General features: G+C 41.9%; 14 protein-coding genes and 1 tRNA gene. 7 read left to right on the top strand and 8 right to left on the bottom strand.

Annotated features, from left to right (window positions below; translation table 11 throughout):
• Nucleotides 1-10: 10 nt before the first annotated feature.
• Nucleotides 11-2,620, bottom strand: a complete 2,610-nt coding sequence (locus AC59JO_RS12625; protein WP_497305944.1) for an FtsK/SpoIIIE family DNA translocase — start codon at nucleotides 2,618-2,620, stop codon at nucleotides 11-13.
• Nucleotides 2,621-2,892: 272 nt separating this feature from the next.
• Between AC59JO_RS12625 and AC59JO_RS12630 the strand changes: the two genes are divergently transcribed.
• Both AC59JO_RS12630 and AC59JO_RS12635 read left to right on the top strand, forming a co-directional pair.
• Nucleotides 2,893-3,540, top strand: a complete 648-nt coding sequence (locus AC59JO_RS12630) for an ankyrin repeat domain-containing protein (protein ID WP_413666543.1) — start codon at nucleotides 2,893-2,895, stop codon at nucleotides 3,538-3,540.
• 128 nt (nucleotides 3,541-3,668) lie between these two features.
• Nucleotides 3,669-4,652, top strand: a complete 984-nt coding sequence (locus AC59JO_RS12635) for a GlxA family transcriptional regulator (RefSeq protein ID WP_413666544.1) — start codon at nucleotides 3,669-3,671, stop codon at nucleotides 4,650-4,652.
• Between the two features lie 330 nt (nucleotides 4,653-4,982).
• On the opposite strand, the gene AC59JO_RS12640 is transcribed toward AC59JO_RS12635, so the two are convergent.
• Nucleotides 4,983-6,029: a sterol desaturase family protein gene (locus AC59JO_RS12640; protein WP_413666545.1), complete on the bottom strand. Its 1,047-nt coding sequence runs from the start codon at nucleotides 6,027-6,029 to the stop codon at nucleotides 4,983-4,985.
• Between the two features lie 227 nt (nucleotides 6,030-6,256).
• On the opposite strand from AC59JO_RS12640, the gene AC59JO_RS12645 reads away from it, so the two are divergent.
• Nucleotides 6,257-6,853, top strand: coding sequence for a DUF998 domain-containing protein (locus tag AC59JO_RS12645; RefSeq protein ID WP_497305679.1), 597 nt, complete (start codon nucleotides 6,257-6,259; stop codon nucleotides 6,851-6,853).
• 24 nt (nucleotides 6,854-6,877) lie between these two features.
• Complete coding sequence (locus tag AC59JO_RS12650) at nucleotides 6,878-7,237, top strand: hypothetical protein (protein WP_413666547.1); 360 nt, start codon at nucleotides 6,878-6,880, stop codon at nucleotides 7,235-7,237.
• Between the two features lie 118 nt (nucleotides 7,238-7,355).
• Here AC59JO_RS12650 and AC59JO_RS12655 read toward each other — a convergent pair whose 3' ends face one another.
• Entirely contained in the window at nucleotides 7,356-7,778 is a 423-nt protein-coding gene (locus AC59JO_RS12655; RefSeq protein ID WP_497305681.1) for a hypothetical protein, read from the bottom strand.
• Between the two features lie 118 nt (nucleotides 7,779-7,896).
• Between AC59JO_RS12655 and purU the strand changes: the two genes are divergently transcribed.
• Together purU and AC59JO_RS12665 are read left to right on the top strand one after the other, a co-directional pair.
• The gene (purU, locus tag AC59JO_RS12660) at nucleotides 7,897-8,721 is read left to right on the top strand and encodes a formyltetrahydrofolate deformylase (RefSeq protein ID WP_413666549.1); all 825 of its coding nucleotides are present in this window, start codon (nucleotides 7,897-7,899) and stop codon (nucleotides 8,719-8,721) included.
• Between the two features lie 95 nt (nucleotides 8,722-8,816).
• Nucleotides 8,817-9,698 (top strand): endonuclease/exonuclease/phosphatase family protein, encoded by an 882-nt coding sequence (locus tag AC59JO_RS12665; protein ID WP_413666550.1) that lies wholly within the window; start codon nucleotides 8,817-8,819, stop codon nucleotides 9,696-9,698.
• Between the two features lie 52 nt (nucleotides 9,699-9,750).
• Here AC59JO_RS12665 and AC59JO_RS12670 read toward each other — a convergent pair whose 3' ends face one another.
• Both AC59JO_RS12670 and AC59JO_RS12675 read right to left on the bottom strand, forming a co-directional pair.
• On the bottom strand, nucleotides 9,751-11,211 hold the full coding sequence (locus AC59JO_RS12670) for a glycoside hydrolase family 30 protein (protein WP_497305683.1): 1,461 nt from the start codon (nucleotides 11,209-11,211) through the stop codon (nucleotides 9,751-9,753).
• Nucleotides 11,212-11,490: 279 nt separating this feature from the next.
• Nucleotides 11,491-11,793, bottom strand: coding sequence for a chorismate mutase (locus tag AC59JO_RS12675; protein WP_413666552.1), 303 nt, complete (start codon nucleotides 11,791-11,793; stop codon nucleotides 11,491-11,493).
• Nucleotides 11,794-12,038: 245 nt separating this feature from the next.
• Here AC59JO_RS12675 and AC59JO_RS12680 point away from each other — a divergent pair, with 245 nt between their 5' ends.
• The gene (locus tag AC59JO_RS12680; RefSeq protein ID WP_413666553.1) at nucleotides 12,039-13,082 is read left to right on the top strand and encodes a quinone-dependent dihydroorotate dehydrogenase; all 1,044 of its coding nucleotides are present in this window, start codon (nucleotides 12,039-12,041) and stop codon (nucleotides 13,080-13,082) included.
• Nucleotides 13,083-13,438: 356 nt separating this feature from the next.
• Here the strand turns inward: AC59JO_RS12680 and AC59JO_RS12685 are convergent, their stop codons facing one another.
• From AC59JO_RS12685 to AC59JO_RS12695, 3 genes are all read right to left on the bottom strand, one after another.
• Nucleotides 13,439-13,645 carry a hypothetical protein gene (locus AC59JO_RS12685; RefSeq protein ID WP_413666554.1) on the bottom strand — a complete coding sequence of 69 codons (207 nt, stop codon included), beginning with the start codon at nucleotides 13,643-13,645 and terminating at the stop codon, nucleotides 13,439-13,441.
• Between the two features lie 163 nt (nucleotides 13,646-13,808).
• The gene (locus AC59JO_RS12690) at nucleotides 13,809-13,982 is read right to left on the bottom strand and encodes a spore protein (RefSeq protein ID WP_090527770.1); all 174 of its coding nucleotides are present in this window, start codon (nucleotides 13,980-13,982) and stop codon (nucleotides 13,809-13,811) included.
• Nucleotides 13,983-14,013: 31 nt separating this feature from the next.
• Nucleotides 14,014-14,084, bottom strand: a tRNA-Cys gene (locus tag AC59JO_RS12695).
• Nucleotides 14,085-14,095: the final 11 nt, after the last annotated feature.

The raw sequence follows: 14,095 nt of genomic DNA on the forward strand, positions 1-14,095 counted from the left end.
TTTGCTTGGTTTAATCTTTAATCGGTTTTTGCAGTGTTTCGAGGTAGCGTTCAAGGCTGTATTCGTCGGGATAAAGTACATCGCGGGCTTTGCTGCCTTCAAACGGGCCTACAATTCCGGCTGCTTCCAACTGGTCAATAATCCGACCGGCGCGGTTATAACCCAGTTTCATTTTGCGCTGAATAAGCGATGTTGAACCCTGCTGATGCAGTACAATTAAACGGGCAGCTTCCTCAAACATCGGGTCACGATCATCAGGATCGTATTCTTTGGCTCCGCTGCTGGCTTCACCTTCACCCACATATTCGGGCAGGTACATGGCCGATGGATAACCTTTTTGGTTGCCGATAAAATCAGATATAGCTTCAACCTCAGGAGTATCCACAAAGGCGCACTGCAAACGGATCAAATCGCTGCCGGTCGAGAATAACATGTCCCCGCGACCGATCAGCTGATCGGCCCCACCGGCATCAAGGATAGTACGTGAGTCGATTTTGGAGAGCACCCTGAATGCCAGTCTCGACGGGAAGTTGGCTTTAATAGTACCGGTAATAATATTCACCGAAGGACGTTGTGTGGCAATAACCAGGTGGATTCCCACCGCACGGGCCAGCTGCGCGATACGGGCAATAGGCATTTCTACCTCTTTACCGGCGGTCATCATCAAATCGGCAAACTCGTCAATCACCAAAACTATAAACGGGAGGTAGCGGTGTTTTTCCGGATCGCTGATTTTGCGGTTAACAAATTTGGCGTTATACTCTTTCAGGTTACGTACCTGTGCATCTTTAAGCAGGTCATAACGCTGGTCCATCTCAATACAAAGCGAATTGAGGGTGTTTACTACCTTCTTAGTATCGGTGATAATGGCATCGCCGTCATCAGGCAGTTTAGCCAAAAAGTGCCTTTCTATCTTACGGAAGAGTGTAAGTTCCACCTTTTTAGGATCGACCAATACAAACTTAAGCTCGGCAGGGTGTTTTTTGTATAACAGGGATACCAATATGGCATTAATACCAACCGATTTACCCTGGCCGGTAGCACCGGCAACGAGTAAGTGCGGCATCTTGGCCAAATCGGCAATAAATACCTCGTTTGATATGGTTTTGCCTAAAGCGATAGGCAGGTCCATGGTAGTATTCTGGTATTTTTCTGTCGATAGGATAGAGCGCATCGAAACCATTTCAGGGTTCTGGTTAGGCACTTCAATACCGATGGTACCCTTGCCCGGCATAGGCGCAATGATACGGATTCCCAAGGCTGCTAAGCTTAGTGCGATATCATCCTCCAGGTTTTTGATCTTGCTGATCCTCACACCGGGAGCAGGAATGATCTCATACAGGGTAACTGTCGGGCCGATGGTGGCCTTAATCTTATCGATCTCGATATTATAGTGGTTCAGCGTTTCAACAATTTTGTTTTTATTGGCTTCCAGCTCTTCGGCATTAACAGAGATCTTGTTTGAACCATGGTTTTCCAGTAACTCTATATGTGGTAATTTGTACGAGGCCAGATCAAGTTTATGGTCATAAACGCCAAATTTGCTTAACAGGTCATCCTGTTTTGCTTCATCAGCCTGCTCAACGCTTAGTTCGGGCAGGGGCCTGTTGGTATCAATGGTAAGTGGAATTTCTTCTTCCTCTTCCGGTTCGTGTTTAATTGTATTTTCAGGGCGTAAAACCACCGGTTCATGATATTCGGGCATTTGCTCCATAGGCGGTTGCCGTAAAGGATCCGGTCTAAAAGGCTCCTGAACCATTGGCTCGGGCATGATACTGCTTACATGGGTCTCGCGGATCTTGTTATTGCCCCGCGGCCATTCAAGAGGAGTAGATGGCTCTTCGTCTATCAGGTCAACCGGTTCAGGTGCTATCTCAGCAACTTCCATAGCCGCAACTGTACGTTTTTTACGCTGGGGGATTTTAAAGTCGATATTGTAAGCTATTACCAAAACGGTAAGTGCTAAAAACACCAGCAGGCCGCCGGTACCGGCTTCGCCTATTTGTGCAGCGAGTAAACGGTTGGTCCAAAAACCAAAACCACCTTCAAAATAGTGCGGATAATCAATTATAAATGAGTGAAAATAAGCTATTGCTACAGAAATAAAAACAATGCTAAATAAGGAATAAGCCAGGGTTTTACGGATAGAAAATAATCTCGCTTTAAAAAGCAGGCGGTATCCTACAACAAAAAACACAAAAACAAATATGAATGAGGCAATGCCAAACCACTCGTAAATAAACTGGTTTGATAATAATGCGCCAAACTTGCCCAGCCAGTTTTGCGCCCTGATGGTTGGATCGCTCAGGTCGGCAATTTCATGAACTGTGGTGCCTGTAGACAGGTTGTGCCAGCCTCCGTTTGTTTTGGAAATATAGCTTTGATCTTCCTGCCATGTAAACAGGTATGATGTAAAAGCGATAAGGAAAAAAATAGATAATAACAGCGAAAACAAACCTGCTATTTTTACGGCCTTGCTGTTTTCATAGTCAAAGTCAAAACTGGGCAGTTTAGGTAATTTCCTGCCTTTCGCCCGTTCCTGTTCGGCCCTGCCGGTTTGGCGTGGCTGATTTTCTCCCTTGAAATTATTTGATCTAAACTGATTTCCTTTTGCCGGCATCCTGATGTAACAAACGTTTATGTGCAAACTTACGTAAAATTTCACCTATGTAAACTTTGCAGTTATCACCGGTAAATATTTTATATAAGATTCATTAGCCCGCCAAAAATTACAGGCCGAATGAATATAAAGTTAACAGATTATATAACTTATTGGTAACATTTTTAATTTTTTAGTATAATTGAAAAACAACATTTACCCGCAGTATAAAACGTACATTTAACAAAGTAAATATAACGCCCGCGTAAGTAAACGCTTTACTTAATTAAGTAATGAGCATAGAAAGACTGGAAGAATACATTGCATCGGCCGATTTAGATAGCATTAATACCCTGCTTGGCCGTGATCCCGCCCTGGCTACCCAAAAAACAAGCCTTAAGGTATCGCCGCTTATGCTTTCGTGCTATTATAAAAAGCCTGAGGTTACTAACTTATTGTTAAATTATGTGAGCGATATCAGCTTATTTGAAGCTGCTGCTGCCGGTAAATTTGATGCTGTTGCACACCTGGTTGGTATCAACCCTAACTCGCTTGATGATTATGCTGATGATGGCTTTACAGCGCTTGGGCTTGCATGCTATTTCGGGCAGTTTGATGTAGCACGTTACCTGGTGTTGAAAGGCGCAAGTGTTAATTTGCAATCAAATAATGGTTTTAACGTGTTTCCCATTCATTCGGCGGCGGCGGGAAATTATACCGATATAGCCCGGATGCTGATTGAAAACGGTGCCAAAGTGAATGTGGTGCAGCAAGCCGGTGCCACGCCACTGCATTCGGCCGCGCAAAACGGCAACCTGGAGCTGATCATTTTACTGTTGGAAAGCGGTGCTGAAGTTTTTACCCGAATGGAAGGCGGCAAACTCCCTGCCGATCTGGCCCGCGAAAAAGGCTTTGAAGAAATAGCCGAGATCTTGAGTTGATGTTTAAACGCTTAATTTTAAACTGGTTAAGTGATAGCTTTTTAACGCCGATTAACGTTTTTTGAGGCTTATTGCATGTTTTTGTGCCTGGTGCTTTTATATATTTGTAATAACCTGAATTATAACAAATGAAAGAAATAGCGCTGCTTATTCACGAAGACATCAATCTTTCAACCATATCGGGCGTGTTGGATATGGTGAGGCATACTAACCGTTTTTTAGTAGAAAGCGGCAAAGCCGAAGCTTTTAGCGTAATGCTTGTAGGCGAAAAAATAAACAATAACCTGCTTTATTTTCCTGCACAGTTTACCGGTTTTAAAACCATTGATGAGATCAATAATATCGACCTGGTAATAGCTCCTGCATTTTATGGTCCGCCCGATTTGGTGATGCGTAAAAACAAAAACCTGATAGATTTTATAAGAAATATGTACGATAAAGGCGCCGAAGTAGCGAGCCTTTGCTTTGGCAGCTACTTTTTGGCCGAAGCTGGCGTGCTTAACGGTAAACCCTGTACCACCCATTGGGTTGCTGTTGATGATATGAAACGGCGTTACCCCAAAGTGGAAATTTTACCAGATATGGTGACAACCGATAAAGACGGTACATATACCAGTGGCGGAGCTTTTTCAAGTATGAACCTGGTACTATACCTCATTGAAAAGTATTGTGGCAGGGATACCGGCATTTGGGCCAGTAAAATGTTTTCGCTGGATATTGACCGTACCAGTCAGGCGCATTTTAAGGTATTTGAAGGGCAGCACCAGCATGAAGACCAGGAAATTATGCGTTCACAATTGTTTATCGAAAATAATTATCATCTGCCTATTTCGGTAGAGGAGATTGCGGGGCAAACCAATATGAGTAAGCGTAATTTCATTCGGCGGTTTAAAAGCGCTACGCAAAATACGCCGATGGAATACCTGCAAAAAGTAAAGATCGAATCGGTAAAGAAAGGGTTGGAGAAAACTAATTTCAATATCAGTGAGCTGATGTATAAAGTTGGGTATAACGATTTAAAAACATTCAGAAAGATCTTTAAACGGATAACAGGATTAACCCCGCAGGATTACCGGAGTAAGTACTGCCGAAGGGCGGTGCTGGAGAATTGATGCGGGAATAACTATATGTCATTGAGGAACGAAGCAATCGCATGCTATGCAGGACGGATATGCTTCCGTGCGGTTGCCACGCTATTGCTTATAATGACGCGATTGTAAGTTGTTGATTATTAGGTGTGTTTTTTTGAGTGAGTTTTATAATATGGGCGTTGCCTGCGGCCCGGGCTGTACGCTCATACTGCACAGGCATTAGCCACAGGCCGGTACCCGCTCCCATCCCTAACGCAGCCCAGCGCACCATCTCTAAAAAACATCTTGCACGTCATTACGATTTTTTTCAGGATTTCCCTGATGGTTACTCGAATGACATGATTTAATTAGTTAGACCACTTCTTCCTTTTTTTCTTGCTTAATGGCCTTCTTCTCCTGCTCGTCTTTATCCTCCCCAAGCGACTCAAAATAAGCCTTTTTTACCACTGTTGTCATTTTATGATCGCCGGTATGGCTCCATCCGGGAGGCATTATAATGTACAGGAATTTGTTTTTTATACCCGGTGCTTTGCTTACATCTTTAGCCAATGCTATGATCTCGCCAAAATAAGCATCCAAAAAGCTGTTTTTAATCATCGGGCGACTGATGCCGTATTCAATTGGGATCTTTCGGTCTTCATTTTGGAAGGTGCCGAAAACCTTGTCCCATATAGGCAGTAGGTTACAAAAATTGGTATCCATATATAATGGATTACGGGCATGGTGCACCCTGTGATGCGATGGTGTGAGCACTATTTTGTTCAGGAAGCCAAGGCGTCCATCTTCAACAAGGTTTTCACCAATGTGAATCATTGATCCCCAGAAACCATCTATAAACATGATTACGAACAGCATTGGCGGGTTTACACCCAACAGGATGCAAATACTGGTACGAATCAGATCGGCATAAGGAGCTTCGAGAAAAAAATGGGCGAAAGTAACCGAGAGGTTCATGCTTTCGGGCGCATGATGGGTTGAGTGCAGGCACCACAAGATCCTGACTTTATGCGCGAGATAGTGATACCAGAAATGGGCAAACTCCCATACAATATAACCGTAAATAAACCAGTACCAGGTAAACGTGGTTTTAAAAATGGCAAACTTCGAAAAGAAGCCGATGCAAAATCCCACCATAGCAATAGAGAGCACACTGCCTATAAAAGCATTTAACACGTATGTCCAAAAGGAGATCTTATAATGGATCACCTTAAATTTTTTATAAAAAGCACCCCTGATGATCTCAAATACCAGCAATACAGGCAGCATAGGACCTAATAGGGCCGTAATACCATCATAAGTGAGCAGCTTGCCATAATCCCCCGACTTAATGATATCATATAACCCGCCAAGGCCGAAAAATCCTGTAATGTGGTCGTAAATCGCTTTTAAAAAATCCATATTGAAATAAGTTAACCGGTAAAAGGTTTTATTCAAATTTAGGTATTTTTTATTTGTATGTATGTAGGTACATGCTGTTTTTTGAAAAATATTACTCCCATAATCTGGTCGATCTAATTTCTCCAAAAAATAATTATAAAAAATATAGTACTATGTATTGTATAGTACCATGTTTAATATTAACTTTGTTTTAATCGAAGGGAAAAACAATTAAAGCATTATTAAAAATGGATACGAAGCCGCTGTTATACACAGGTATTATTATTCCCATTGTATTTTGGTTTTCAACCATTATTTGTGGTTTTGTGCACGGTAATTACAATCATATCAGCAATACGATCAGCGAACTGGGCGCTATCGGTACCAAATCAGAAACGCTGATGGAAACTTTCACTATGCTTACCACGGTGCTCAGTGTATTTTTTATGGCAGGCTTGTTCATAGCATGCAACCAGTTGCAGCTTAACATTTTGCCGGTTTTTGGGGTGATAGGTTTCCCGATCATGTTTGGCTGGGCAGCTATCTTTCATTCGGGCAATCCGCTGCATTCGGCTTCAGGGCCGGTGTTTTTGTTGCTGTATGTGGGGGCTTTGCTGGCTGTTATTTTATGGAGGGGAGAAGAGTTCAGGCAAATCAGAAAACTATCACTATTGAGCCTGTGTATTATGCTGCTCATCTTCATCCGCTTTATTCCGTCGGCTACTATTCAAAACAATTATACCGGGCTTATTCAAAGGTTTGCCCACCTGGGCTGGTCGGTTTGGTTTGTGTCATTGGGTAGTTGTTTGATAAAACTTCTTAAAACAAAGAACAACATCAATTAAATAATCATCATTAAAAATAACAACATGAAAAAATTAGGTTACGTATTGGTTGTCATAGGTGTGATAGCACTGTTAGATGCCTGCCATATAGGTGGAAGACATACCGTTATTGTTGAAAATGCTAATGGCAAAGAAAGGCGGATTGAATACCGTGGGCATGTATTTTTTACGGCGGATAGTTCTGGCATCAGCCGCATCTCACCAAATGGTGAGGTGAAATATAAAAACGACGACTTTGAAATAACTGCCGAGAGCGATTATAATGGTCACATTACTTACCGGTTTAATGACGGCGAAAAGAAAAAGGAATTAAATAGTGATGAGAAGGTTTCATTAGCAAAGGCCGTACGGGATATGATGAGGGTAGGGCATAATAATAAATAATGTATTCAATAATTTATTGGATTATGCGGGTGAACAGCATAGCAGGCTGAGACTTACGAAGTTTTTAAAACTTCGTAAGTCTGGGTTCTTTACAAACGAAGCCGTGAATGACCGCTATTTATTTCGTCCGCACGTACACATCATTATATCCATCTGCTATATAGATATCGTACAGGTAAAGGCTATCGTTCCTGATAAGGTAGGAAACCGGGCGTGTATCAAGCGCGGGGCCTGATATCGATAATATATCCACTGTTTGGGTAGGACTGTATTTATAATCCTTGATAGTACGGAAATTGCCGCTGATCTGCAATGAATCATTTTTGAACCTTTTGAAACTGCTGTCTGCATGAAATTCGTTACGAATAGAATAGCCACTGCTTTGCGGTGTAATGGTAAAGCCGCCAATGCCACCAACTGATTTTACCCAGCGCCATTTGCCAACTATACTGCTGCTGCCCGGGCCAGGCAGGTTGCCTTTATTGCAGGCGGTGATACTACATAATAAAATTGCTGAAGCTACTAACAGGAAATTTTTCATAATTGTGGGTTTATAGGATACGTTACGATACACCACTTAGCTTTGCTACAATAGATTGTAAAATAATTTAGAGGAATACGTGTTGCATATTCAACAAAATTCTTTGTATCATTAAAGCATGATTATTGTAATACAGTGTAAAGACAAGGTGGGCCTTGTGGCAGCTATATCTGCAACATTAGCCAAACATCTGCTTAATATAGTTTCCATGCGTGAGCATGTTGATCATAACGAAAATGTGTTTTTTACGCGTCTGGAAATTGAAGATGGAGACGATACCGGTCTTGAAGATTCATTACGAAAAATATTGCCCGAAGGGGCCTACATCGCTGTAAATCCGGAGCCGGTAAAGAAAGTTGTTGTATTGGCTACTAAAGAGTATCATTGCCTGAGTGATATCCTGATCCGCAATCATTTTAATACCCTGGGGGCAAGTGTACAATGTGTTATAGCCAATCATGCTAAACTCCAGAATATTTGCGAACGCTTTGATATTCCTTTTTATCATATCAGCCATGAGCAGGTAGATAAAGCGCAATTTGAGGAACAGATAATTGCTGCCATTAAACAGTATGCGCCCGATTACGTGGTACTGGCTAAATTTATGCGAATCCTCTCGCCCCGGTTTGTTGCTGAATTTCCAATGAAGATCATTAATATCCATCATTCATTTTTGCCGGCATTTATAGGCGCCAACCCCTATAAACAGGCTTTTGAGCGGGGCGTGAAATTGATAGGGGCAACGGCACACTATGTATCAAATGAATTGGATGAAGGCCCGATCATAGCCCAGCAGATAGTGCCGGTAAACCACTCTTATAGCTGGACAGATATGGTAAAGGCCGGCCAGGAAGTTGAAACCGCCGTATTGGCCAAAGCCCTGAAGCTGGTATTTGAAGATAGGGTGTTTGTGTATAAGAACAAGACAGTAGTGTTTGGGTAGAAGTTCAGTGGCTGAGGCGAGGCTTCTTATATTATTTAACATTTGCCTTTACTTTTGTTTATTTGCCTTAGTCAACTTTACCTAAATTTCTATTTATGAAAAAACTATTTTCTTTTTTGCTGTTAGTTATGCTATCTGTATCGGCAAGCTATGCACAGCATCAGCTTATTATTGCAACCTATAATTTACGTAACGACAACAGTACCAACGATGATTCGGTACGCGGCAATGGCTGGAAACAGCGCCTGCCGGTTATAACACAACTTATCAGGTTTCATGACTGGGATATCTTTGGCACACAGGAAGGATTGGTACACCAGCTCAATGGCTTAAAGCAGGCTATGCCCCAGTATGCCTACACCGGTATTGGTCGTGATGACGGTAAAACGGCTGGTGAGTTTTCAGCTATCTTTTATAAAAAGGATAAATTTAAACTGCTGAAACATGGCGATTTCTGGATGGCCCCGGTTACTGATAAGCCCAACAAAGGCTGGGATGCAGCACTGCCAAGAATCTGCTCATGGGGATATTTCCAGGAGATAAAAACAGGCTATAAGTTTTATTACTTTAACCTCCATATGGATCATATAGGCGTTGTTGCCCGCCGCGAAAGTGCTAAGCTGGTACTGAAAAAGGTGAAAGAATTCGGTGGTAGTTCGCCAACTATATTATCAGGCGATTTTAATGTTGATCAAACATCGGATAGCTATGCCGTAATTAACAATTCGGGAGTTTTAAAAGACAGCTACGAGTTATCGCCCATAAAATATGCTACCAATGGTACTTTTAATGATTTTGACGCTAACGATAAAACCACAGGCCGTATCGACCATATTTTTGTAACCGGGGATTTTACAGTGAAGCGGTACGGAATATTGACAGACACCTACAGGGCTAAGGTTAAGGGTTCGGACAAATACGAGGCTAAGGAGCCAAGCGACCATTTCCCGGTAATGATAATGGTGGATCATAAATGACCCACCATACCAGAGATTTAGTTGATTGATTAACTAAAGATTTTTATAAAAATTACTTCACAATAAGTGTAGCAATTGAATGCGGCAGGGCAGTAGTGTTTGCTGCTTTTCCTTTTATCCAAAGGCTGTAATCTATTTTTTCGTCGGTTTTGTTCATCACCACTATGGCCAGTGAGCCATCAGTATTTTGGTAAGCGGTTGTTAAGAGCTTGTCCCTGCTGGCCACGGCACTGATACGTTTAGCATCCGGGTGGATATATTTTGAGAAATGACCGATGTAATAATATGAGCTGGTGTAGATGAGGCTTCCGTTACGCAAATCGGCATGTACAGGTGCAAAGCAGAAATTACCAACGTGATTTGGTCCGCCTTTTTCGTCAAGTAATACGTTCCAGTCGGTCCAGGCTACGGTACCTGCGTTAAAGTCGTTGATCATAGATAAACCGTAACGTTCGCCAAGCGACCAGTCATTGATCTTGTTGAAATCAAATTTTTCGATACAACCTTCTGTAAATACCAAGTTTTTGTCGGGGAATGATTCATGTGTTTTGCGGGTAGCTTCAAAATTTTGACCAGCACCTGTCCATGTTTCATACCAGTGGAAACCAATGCCCCAAATGTATTTAGCAGCAGCAGGGTCTTCCAAAATAGTGCTGGCGCGTTGGTAAAGCAAATCGCGGTTGTGGTCCCAAACTATCAGTTTTTTACTTGCCAGGCCTTGTTTTTGTAAAGTTGGGCCTAAAAAGTTCTTTACAAAATCACGCTCTTCTTCGGCTGTATACATACATGATTCCCATGTTTGTTTGGCCATCGGTTCGTTTTGTACCGAAAGGCCCCAAATAGGGATGCCCTCTTTTTCATACGCGCGAACAAATTTTACGTAGAAGTTGGCCCAGCTTTGATCGAACTCTTTTTTAAGCTTACCACCGTGCAATACGTCATTATTATCTTTCATGAAAGCGGGCGGGCTCCATGGCGATGCAAACAGCGTTAATTTACCACCGGCTGCTGCAGTAGCCGCTTTGATAAAAGGGATGCGGTAAGTTTTATCATGGCTGATGTCGAAGGTTTTTAGTTCCTTATCTCCATTTTTTATGTAGCTATAACTATCGCTTGAGAAATCGCAGCTTTGAATATTAGTACGGCCAAAAGAGTAACCAATACCTCTGGCTTTATCGTAGTAGGCGGTTAAAAATTCCTTTTGTTTATCCTTAGGTAGTTTGGCAAAGGTTTCGGCTGATGCATCTGTAAGCGCTCCGCCAATTCCAATCATGGTTTGGAACGTTTTTGCCGGATCAATAAATACTGCTACCTCTGTTTCGGCAGGTTGTGGTTTGTCGGCAAATTTCAGCGTTTCGGTTTCTTTGAACTTATAACCGGCGTTTTGCTCAGATACAATCACTTTTACGGATTTACCTGCCGCCGAATATGGTGCTTTACCCTGGGCGCTGACAAAGCCAGCCTTTAATAATCCGCCTGCTATGAAACAGGCAATTAAATACTTTTTTTGCATGAGTTTAATTAAATAGGCTTACCGGTTTGGTTACGAGCCTGGACTGTGGCTAACCGGAGTTTCCAAATTTATTAAACTTAATTAAAAAAAAGCAAAAAGCCTAACATAAATTATCGTCATTTTTACTGTTGTAAAGCAAAATGATACGCATTAATACCAATGATTTTTTGTTTTTAATTTATTGATTATTAATTAGTTGTAATTGTTTTTATTCTAAAGCTGCAAGTGAATTTGATGCGCTAAAATGCATTGAAAATTATAGTGTATTTTTTACACCGGCTATTGCTTTTGCGCCTTGATTTCTTCTTCAATACGCAGGCTTTCTTTATGTATGGCATTCATGAGTTCGGTAATGAATGTTGCTGATAGGCCTTCCTGTTTTCCGGCTTCGATTGTTTTTTCTAAAACCTGTTTAAAGCGATCGGCCTGGAGGGCGGGGATATTGTTTTTTGCTTTATAGATACCTATCTCTTTTACCACCCGTTCGCGTTCGCCAAGTAAGGCTATAAGCTTTTTATCGATAGAATCAATTTTGATCCGGTTGATTTGCAGTGTTGGGTCGCTGGCAGGAGTTTGGTTCATAGGTGTGGATTGCGCGTTAGCTGAGCTGTACCGTAACAAACACACTAAAAATAATATAAAAGCGCGGTTAAACAATTTCATAGGGTAATTTTTGAGGTGAATTTAGGGAATTAACCGGGTTGTTAATGGATTGTTTGAAGATTGGTATAGAGTTGCTTCACATATCACGGGATCAAAGCGATATACATTAGGCTGATAGCACCTGTATGTTGTCGACCATTACAAAAATGTACTAACTTCGCGGCATGTATCAGCTCGTAAAACCCATCCTGTTTAAGTTCGATCCCGAAAATGTGCATTATTTTGTTACCCGCAATCTGAAACGTTTTAACCGTTTTCCGGGCGGAGCGTCATTAAGTAAAGCCCTGTGGAACGTAGAAGGCTCAAAACTTGAGCGCGAAGTATTCGGGCTTAAATTCAGGAACCCGGTTGGCCTTGCTGCGGGTTTTGATAAAAACGCCGAGATGATGGGCGAAATGGCCAACCTTGGTTTTGGTTTTGTTGAAATTGGTACAGTTACACCACTGCCGCAGCCCGGTAATGATAAGCCGCGTATGTTTCGTCTGCCGGCAGATGGTGCCCTTATTAACCGTATGGGCTTTAACAATTTTGGTGTGGATATCGCTGCCGAGCGAATTGCCGCCTTCAGACGGGATCCTAAAAACGCCAATAGAGGTTTGATTATCGGTGGTAACATCGGTAAAAATAAGGTTACCCCTAATGAGGATGCCGTAAGTGATTATATCAAATGTTTTGACCGCCTGTTTGATGTAGTTGATTATTTTGTGGTGAACGTAAGCTCGCCCAATACGCCTGGTCTGCGCGCGCTGCAGGAAAAGGGGCCTTTAATGGAAATCCTGAACACCCTACAGCAACGCAATAATAAAAATGGTATCAGCAGACCCATTCTCTTAAAAATAGCACCTGATTTGACCGATTCGCAGCTGGATGATATTGTAGATATTGTACAGCAAACAGGTATAGCCGGGGTAATTGCCACCAATACCACTATCAGCAGGGAAAATTTATCATCGCCATTAAAAGAGGAAACCGGCGGACTGAGCGGCAAACCACTTACTAAACGTTCAACCGAAGTAATAGCTTATCTGCACAAAAAATCAAACGGTTCATTCCCAATTATTGGGGTAGGGGGCATTCATTCTGCCGAAGATGCCATTGAAAAGCTGAATGCAGGTGCATCATTGGTACAGCTTTATACTGGTTTTATTTATGAAGGGCCGGGATTGATTGGCAGGATCAATAAGAAACTTCTGAACCATGATTTTTAGGATTTAAAGATTGTCAGGATTTTTCTTTTCGCTCCCCGTTTCCGTGTCCTCACGGAAACGCCAATGTTTTGAACCATGATTTTTAGGATTTAAGGATTGCCCTGAAATAAACATTTTAACGTTACCTTCCCCCGTTTCCGTGTCCTCACGGAAACACCAGTGTTTGTCCGTGCCTATAAAGTATATCCCATCCCTGCATGCGTGCAACCGTGAGGACACGGTCGCCGGGAGGAGGATTTTTTTTCTAAATCAAAATCAAAAGAATTCTCTGATTATGGGGTTTTTAAAGGTCTGATAGATTTTTTTTAATGTCTGTCAATTTGTATGTGGGTTATGGGCTTAGGTATAGAAAATGATCAAGCTCTGCGAAATATTTTATTTGTAAATATCTTGATAAGGCAAAATAAGCCCGCCACGCTCATCACGCCGCCTAAACAAAACATAAACGATCCAAGGCCCGGACCAAAGATAGGTTCGGTATAAGCCAAACCGGCAATAACTGCGCCTACTAAATACAATCCAATGGCGAATAATGCTTTATATCTTGCTTTCCATTTTTTCATTATCGAATATATGGAATATTGCCCTCAATGTATATTCACAAACCTCGAATACAAATCGGTAAAAATATCAAGCTAATCCTCAAATCCTAAAAATCATGGTTCAAAAAAAAGTCCCGCCGGTGCCGGCAGGACTTTAAGTTTTTTCTTCCGAAGAAGGAGAGAATTATTTGCCTAATGCGATATCTAAAGCTGCATTGTTTTTAGCTATCTGGCTGTGTTTTGACTCAGCAGAACGGCTTCCGTATTCCAGGTTAGTAGCCAGTTTAAGGAACTGAACTTCCAAGCGTGAAAAAGTTTTATTTCTCCTGTCTTTTCTTTTTAAACGAGTAACGCCCATTGTCTTGTATTTTAAATATTTTTTAACCCTGAGGTCGGAAGCGGATTCGAACCGCTGTAAAAGGTTTTGCAGACCTCTGCCTAGCCACTCGGCCATCCGACCCTTTTTTAAGG

The organism is Mucilaginibacter sp. A5337 (assembly GCF_059690695.1).

Bases quoted from the DNA above. Each gene is read 5' to 3' on its own strand.
- AC59JO_RS12680 (WP_413666553.1), top strand. From the start codon at position 12,039: ATGTATCAGCTCGTAAAACCCATCCTGTTTAAGTTCGATCCCGAAAAT.
- AC59JO_RS12690 (WP_090527770.1), bottom strand. From the start codon at position 13,982: ATGGGCGTTACTCGTTTAAAAAGAAAAGACAGGAGAAATAAAACTTTT.
- AC59JO_RS12675 (WP_413666552.1), bottom strand. From the start codon at position 11,793: ATGAACCAAACTCCTGCCAGCGACCCAACACTGCAAATCAACCGGATC.
- AC59JO_RS12625 (WP_497305944.1), bottom strand. From the start codon at position 2,620: ATGCCGGCAAAAGGAAATCAGTTTAGATCAAATAATTTCAAGGGAGAA.
- AC59JO_RS12630 (WP_413666543.1), top strand. From the start codon at position 2,893: ATGAGCATAGAAAGACTGGAAGAATACATTGCATCGGCCGATTTAGAT.
- AC59JO_RS12685 (WP_413666554.1), bottom strand. From the start codon at position 13,645: ATGAAAAAATGGAAAGCAAGATATAAAGCATTATTCGCCATTGGATTG.
- AC59JO_RS12640 (WP_413666545.1), bottom strand. From the start codon at position 6,029: ATGGATTTTTTAAAAGCGATTTACGACCACATTACAGGATTTTTCGGC.
- AC59JO_RS12655 (WP_497305681.1), bottom strand. From the start codon at position 7,778: ATGAAAAATTTCCTGTTAGTAGCTTCAGCAATTTTATTATGTAGTATC.
- AC59JO_RS12670 (WP_497305683.1), bottom strand. From the start codon at position 11,211: ATGCAAAAAAAGTATTTAATTGCCTGTTTCATAGCAGGCGGATTATTA.
- AC59JO_RS12650 (WP_413666547.1), top strand. From the start codon at position 6,878: ATGAAAAAATTAGGTTACGTATTGGTTGTCATAGGTGTGATAGCACTG.
- AC59JO_RS12645 (WP_497305679.1), top strand. From the start codon at position 6,257: ATGGATACGAAGCCGCTGTTATACACAGGTATTATTATTCCCATTGTA.
- purU (WP_413666549.1), top strand. From the start codon at position 7,897: ATGATTATTGTAATACAGTGTAAAGACAAGGTGGGCCTTGTGGCAGCT.
- AC59JO_RS12665 (WP_413666550.1), top strand. From the start codon at position 8,817: ATGAAAAAACTATTTTCTTTTTTGCTGTTAGTTATGCTATCTGTATCG.
- AC59JO_RS12635 (WP_413666544.1), top strand. From the start codon at position 3,669: ATGAAAGAAATAGCGCTGCTTATTCACGAAGACATCAATCTTTCAACC.